Origin of the sequence: Kitasatospora sp. NPDC059577 (genome assembly GCF_042735475.1) — a bacterium.
GTDB lineage: Bacteria > Actinomycetota > Actinomycetes > Streptomycetales > Streptomycetaceae > Kitasatospora.
Window position 1 is genome coordinate 36629 of record NZ_JBHWBZ010000022.1, and the last position, 5203, is coordinate 41831.

Below are 5203 nucleotides of genomic sequence, written 5' to 3' on the forward strand. Positions count from 1 at the left end.
GAGGCTCGCGTTTTCTAATTAATATATCATCAAGGGGGGGGGGTGCGTGGGGGCGGTGGGGGGGGGCCTGGTGGGGGGCGGCCCCCCCCCCCCCCGAAGATCAGATCAGCTGATCAGGCCTTCGGGACGCGCACGATGAGCGCGTCACCCTGGCCACCGCCGCCGCACAGCGCGGCCGCGCCGATCCCGCCGCCGCGGCGCTGCAGCTCCAGCGCCAGGGTCAGCACCACGCGGGCGCCGGACATGCCGATCGGGTGGCCGAGCGCGATCGCACCGCCGTTGACGTTGACGATGTCCGAGGAGACGCCCAGGTCCTTCATGGACTGGTACGCGACCGCGGCGAACGCCTCGTTGATCTCGATCAGGTCGAGGTCGGCGACCTCCAGGCCGTCCTTGGCCAGTGCGTGCTTGATCGCGTTGGACGGCTGCGACTGCAGCGAGTTGTCCGGGCCGGCCACGTTGCCGTGGGCGCCGATCTCGGCGATCCAGGTCAGGCCCAGCTCCTCGGCCTTGGCCTTGCTCATCACGACCACCGCGGCGGCGCCGTCGGAGATCTGCGAGGAGGTGCCGGCGGTGATCGTGCCGTCCTTGGCGAAGGCCGGGCGCAGCTTGGCCAGGCCCTCGACGGTGGTGTCCGCGCGGATGCCCTCGTCCTGGCCGAACAGGACCGGCTCGCCCTTGCGCTGCGGGATGGCGACCGGGACGATCTCGGCCTCGAAGACGCCGTCGGCCTGCGCCTTGGCGGCCCGCTGGTGGGAGGCTGCGGCGATCTCGTCCTGCACCTCGCGCGGGATGCCCAGGCGGGTGTTGTGCTTCTCGGTGGACTCGCCCATCGGGATGTTCTCGTAGGCGTCGGTGAGGCCGTCGTGCGCCATGGCGTCCAGCATCCCGATCGCGCCGTACTTGAAGCCCTCGCGGGACTTCGGCAGCAGGTGCGGGGCGTTGGTCATCGACTCCTGGCCGCCGGCGACGACGATGTCGAACTCGCCGGCGCGGATCAGCTGGTCGGCCAGCGCGATGGCGTCCAGGCCGGAGAGGCAGACCTTGTTGATGGTCAGCGCCGGCACGTTCATCGGGATGCCGGCCTTGACGGCGGCCTGGCGGGCCGGGATCTGGCCGGCGCCGGCCTGCAGCACCTGGCCCATGATCACGTACTGGACCTGGTCACCCGTGATGCCGGCCCGCTCCAGCGCGGCCTTGATGGCGACGCCGCCGAGGTCGGCACCGGAGAATCCCTTGAGGGAACCGAGCAGGCGACCCATCGGGGTCCGCGCACCGGCAACGATCACAGAGGTGGTGTTGGTCATGGGACGGGCCCCTTCGCACGTCGTGGCCAGGTGAGGATGCGCTCAATGTACTGACCCGGTACCCGCCCGTCACCGGAGCGACGGTGTGATCGAGCGCACTGGCACCCTCCAGTCAACACCGTGCCGGAGCGGTCCGGGTGAACCCCGCCGCGTGTGAGCAGGCTCGCACGTCCGGCACTGGCGTCCGTCGCGGGCCATGCGCTGCACTTGGTGCCACCCTTGTCCCCCATCACCCGGAGGTCGCCGTGCTGACCCGTATCGACCACATCGGCATCGCCTGCCGAGACCTCGACAAGACGGTCGAGTTCTACCGCGCCACCTACGGCTTCGAGGTCTTCCACTCCGAGGTCAACGAGGAGCAGGGCGTCCGCGAGGCCATGCTCAGGATCAACGGGACCGACGACGGCGGCGCCTCCTACCTCCAGCTGCTGGAGCCCACCCGGCCCGACTCCACCGTCGCCAAGTGGCTGGAGAAGAACGGCGAGGGCGTGCACCACATCGCCTTCGGCACCGCCGACGTGGACGGCGACGCCGCGGCCATCGGCGCCAAGGGCGTCCGGGTCCTCTACGACGAGCCCCGGATCGGCTCGATGGGTTCGCGGATCACCTTCCTGCACCCCAAGGACTGCGGCGGCGTGCTGACCGAGCTGGTCACCTCCGCGCAGAACGCCCACGAGGAGCACTGATCGTCCACGGACCGTCCCCCAGGGTGCCGCGCGTCCCGGCGGCACCCGACGGTCCGTCGGCCATGACCCGTCAGTAACCTGGACGGAAGAGCCGGAAAACCCCCATGCGGCCATTCCCCCGCGGTGCGCTCCCACTACAATGCCCAGGTGCGCGAAGACTCCGGGGGACGGAGGCGACGGGCACGGCCGAAGACAGGCCCGTCCGCCCGCCGGTGGTCGGCCCGTCGCAAGGGGAGTCCATTACGCGGGCACGGCTGAACAGTCGCAACGGATCTGTCACCATTCTCCACAAGGCAAGAGTTCGCCCAGGAGTCCACTCGGACGGGGGAACGCGGCACCCCCGCGCTCCCGCGCCCCGGACTCCGACGACCGCGGCGGGCGGCCCCGGATTGGCGAGGGGTCGTCCACCTGCTGCGGATGCAAGGACCAGTCGGACCGGCGCCCGGGAAACGGGAGCCAGGAACCGGCCGGGTCGAGGACGCGACCAGGAGATGGATGGGACCGCGGAGTGCGGGGCAACGACCGCTACGAGGCTGACGATCACCTCTCCCAGTTCGAGGCCGAGATGGGTCGGACTCGGAAGGAGCGGGACAAGGCAGCCGAGCATGCCGAAGACCTCGCCTACCAGGTGGAGGTGCTGCGGGCGAAGCTGCACGAGTCCCGCCGGATGCTCGCCCAGCCGCGCGCCTTCGACGCCGTCTCCGGCCAGGCCGAGCAGATGCTCCGCACCGCCGAGATGCAGGCCCAGCAGCTGCGGGCCGACGCGGAGCGCCAGCTGCGCGACTCCCAGGCCGCGACCCAGCGGATCATGGCCGAGGCCGCCGAGCGCACCGCCCGACTGGAGGCCGAGCTCACCGCCCGCCGCCGCCAGCTGGAGGACGAGCTCGCCGAGCTGCGCCGCTCCGCCGAGCAGCACGTCAACGGCTGGGCCGAGCAGAGCCGGGCCGGCTCCGAGCAGGAGGCCCAGCGCGTCCTCCAGGAGGCCCGCGCCGAAGCCGAACGGATGGTCGCCGCCGCCCGCGCGGAGGCCGTCGCCCTCTCCGACCAGGCCCGCGCCCAGACCGCCGCCGACGTGGACGCCGCCCGCGGCGAGGCCCACGCCGCCGCCGAGGCCGCCCTCCAGCGCGCCCAGAACGACGCCGAGCGCCTGCTGCGCGCCGCCTCCGAGCAGGCCCAGCAGGCCGGCGCCCAGGCCGCCGCCGACGTGGACGCCGCGCGTGGCGAGGCCCAGCAGCAGCTGGCCGCCGCCCACGCCGCCGCCGAACACCAGCTCACCGCCGCGCAGGCCGAGATCGGCCGGCTCAAGGCGCACGCCGCCGCCGAACAGGCCCGGGCCGAGCAGCAGCTCTCCGCCGCCAAGGCCGAGATAGACCGGCTGCGCGCCGAGGCCATCGCCGAGGCGGAGCGCACCCGACACGAAGCCGCCGCACTGCGCGCCCAGGCCGAGCAGGCCGCCGAGCAGCTCCAGGCCGACGCCGAGGCCGCCGCCGAGCGCAAGGTCGCCGACGGCGAGGCCGCCAACGAGCAGCGCTCGCAGACCGCCAAGGCCGAGGTCGCCCGGATGGTGGCCCAGGCCACCAAGGAAGCCGACGCGATCCGCGCCGAGGCCGAGGCCGTACGGACCGCCGCCGCCACCCGGCAGGCCGAGGCCGACGCCGCCAAGGCCGCCGCCGCCGAGGAGAGCGAGCGGCTGCGGGCCACCGCCGAGTCGGTCGCCGCCGAACTGCGCGGCGAGGCCGAGGCCGCGATCGCCGAACTGCGCGCCCGGGCCGAACGGGACGTCGCCGAGCTGCGGGCCCAGGCCGAGGCCGAGGCCCTGCGGCTGCGCAGCGAGGCCGAGGAGGAGGGCCGGGCAGCCGGCGCCAAGGACGCCACCGTCCACCTCGCCAAGGCCGCCAAGACCGCCGAGGAGGTACTCGGCCGGGCCAACCAGGACGCCGAGACCGCCCGGAACGAGGCCTCCGCCGAGGCCGAGCGGATCCGCACCGAGGCCGCCGCCGAGGCGCAGCGCCTGCGCGAGCAGGCCCAGGCCGCCGTCGAACAGGCCCAGAACGCCGCCCTGGACGACGCCGCCGCGATCCGCGAGCGGATCGAGCAGATGCAGGACGAGGCGGCGCGGCTGCGCGCCGAGGCCGAGGAGCTGCGCGCCCAGGCCGCCGCCGAGGCCGACCGGGTCCGCGGCGAGGCCCGCCGCCAGGCGGTGCTGCAGATCGAGGAGTCGGCGAAGAACGCCGAGGAACTGCTCACCAGGGCCAAGGCCGACGCGGACGAACTGCGCGCGGGCGCCGCGGCCGAGATCGACCGGCTGCGCGAGCAGGCCCAGGAGCAGGCCGCCGAGACCCAGGGCCGGGCCGAGCAGACCCTGGCCCGGGCTCGCGCCGAGGCCGGGAAGATCACCGCCACCGCCGAGCAGCAGGGCCAGGACGCGCTCTCCGCCGCCAAGGCCGCAGCCGCCGAGAACCGCACCGCCGCCGAGCGCGAGACCGCCGAAATCCGCCGCGAGGCAACCGAGTTCGACCAGCGGGTGCGGTCCGAGGCGACCGCCGCCGCAGAGGCGCTGAACACCGAGGCGCAGGCCGGGGCGAGCGCGGTGCGGGACGCCGCGGTGGCCGACGCCGAGCGGGTGCGCACCGAGGCCGACACCGAGGCCGCCCGCACCCGGGCCGACGCCGGGGCGGCCGCCGAGGCGCTGCGCGAGGAGAGCCGCCGCGAGCGCGAGGAGGCCGCCACCGGGCTGCGCCACGAGCGCGAGGAGACCGCCGACCAGCTGGCCGCCGCCAAGGCCGCCCGTCTGCAGGCCGAGCAGGCCGCCGCCGAGGTCCGCACCACCGCCGACGCCCACGCCGCCGAGGTGCGGGCCGAGGCCGAACAGGCCGCCGGGGAACTGCGGGCCCTCGCCCAGCGCGAGACCACCCAGCAGCGCGAGACCGCCGAGGCCTACGCCGACCGCGTCCGCACCGAGGCCGAACAGCACGCCACCGACCTCACCGAACGCACCGCGACCGAGACCACCGAGGTCCGCACCACCGCCGACGCCTACGCCGCCGAACAGCGCGAGACCGCCGACACCTACGCCGCCGGGGTACGGGCCGAGGCCGAACAGGCCGCCGGCGAGCTGCGGGCCCTCGCCCAGCGCGAGACCACCCAGCAGCGCGAGACCGCCGAGGCCTACGCCGACCGCGTCCGCACCGAGGCCGAACAGCACGCCAC

Annotated in this window: 3 protein-coding genes; 2 read left to right on the top strand and 1 reads right to left on the bottom strand. The window is 74.5% G+C overall.

Annotated features, from left to right (window positions below):
* Positions 1-113 precede the first annotated feature (113 nt).
* Positions 114-1307, bottom strand: a complete 1194-nt coding sequence (locus ACFV0O_RS19110; protein ID WP_380342971.1) for an acetyl-CoA C-acetyltransferase — start codon at positions 1305-1307, stop codon at positions 114-116.
* Positions 1308-1552: 245 nt separating this feature from the next.
* Here ACFV0O_RS19110 and mce point away from each other — a divergent pair, with 245 nt between their 5' ends.
* Positions 1553-1993: a methylmalonyl-CoA epimerase gene (mce, locus tag ACFV0O_RS19115; RefSeq protein ID WP_380342974.1), complete on the top strand. Its 441-nt coding sequence runs from the start codon at positions 1553-1555 to the stop codon at positions 1991-1993.
* Between the two features lie 508 nt (positions 1994-2501).
* Positions 2502-5203, top strand: a 2702-nt coding sequence (locus ACFV0O_RS19120; protein WP_380342977.1) for a hypothetical protein, incomplete at its 3' end; no start/stop codon positions are given.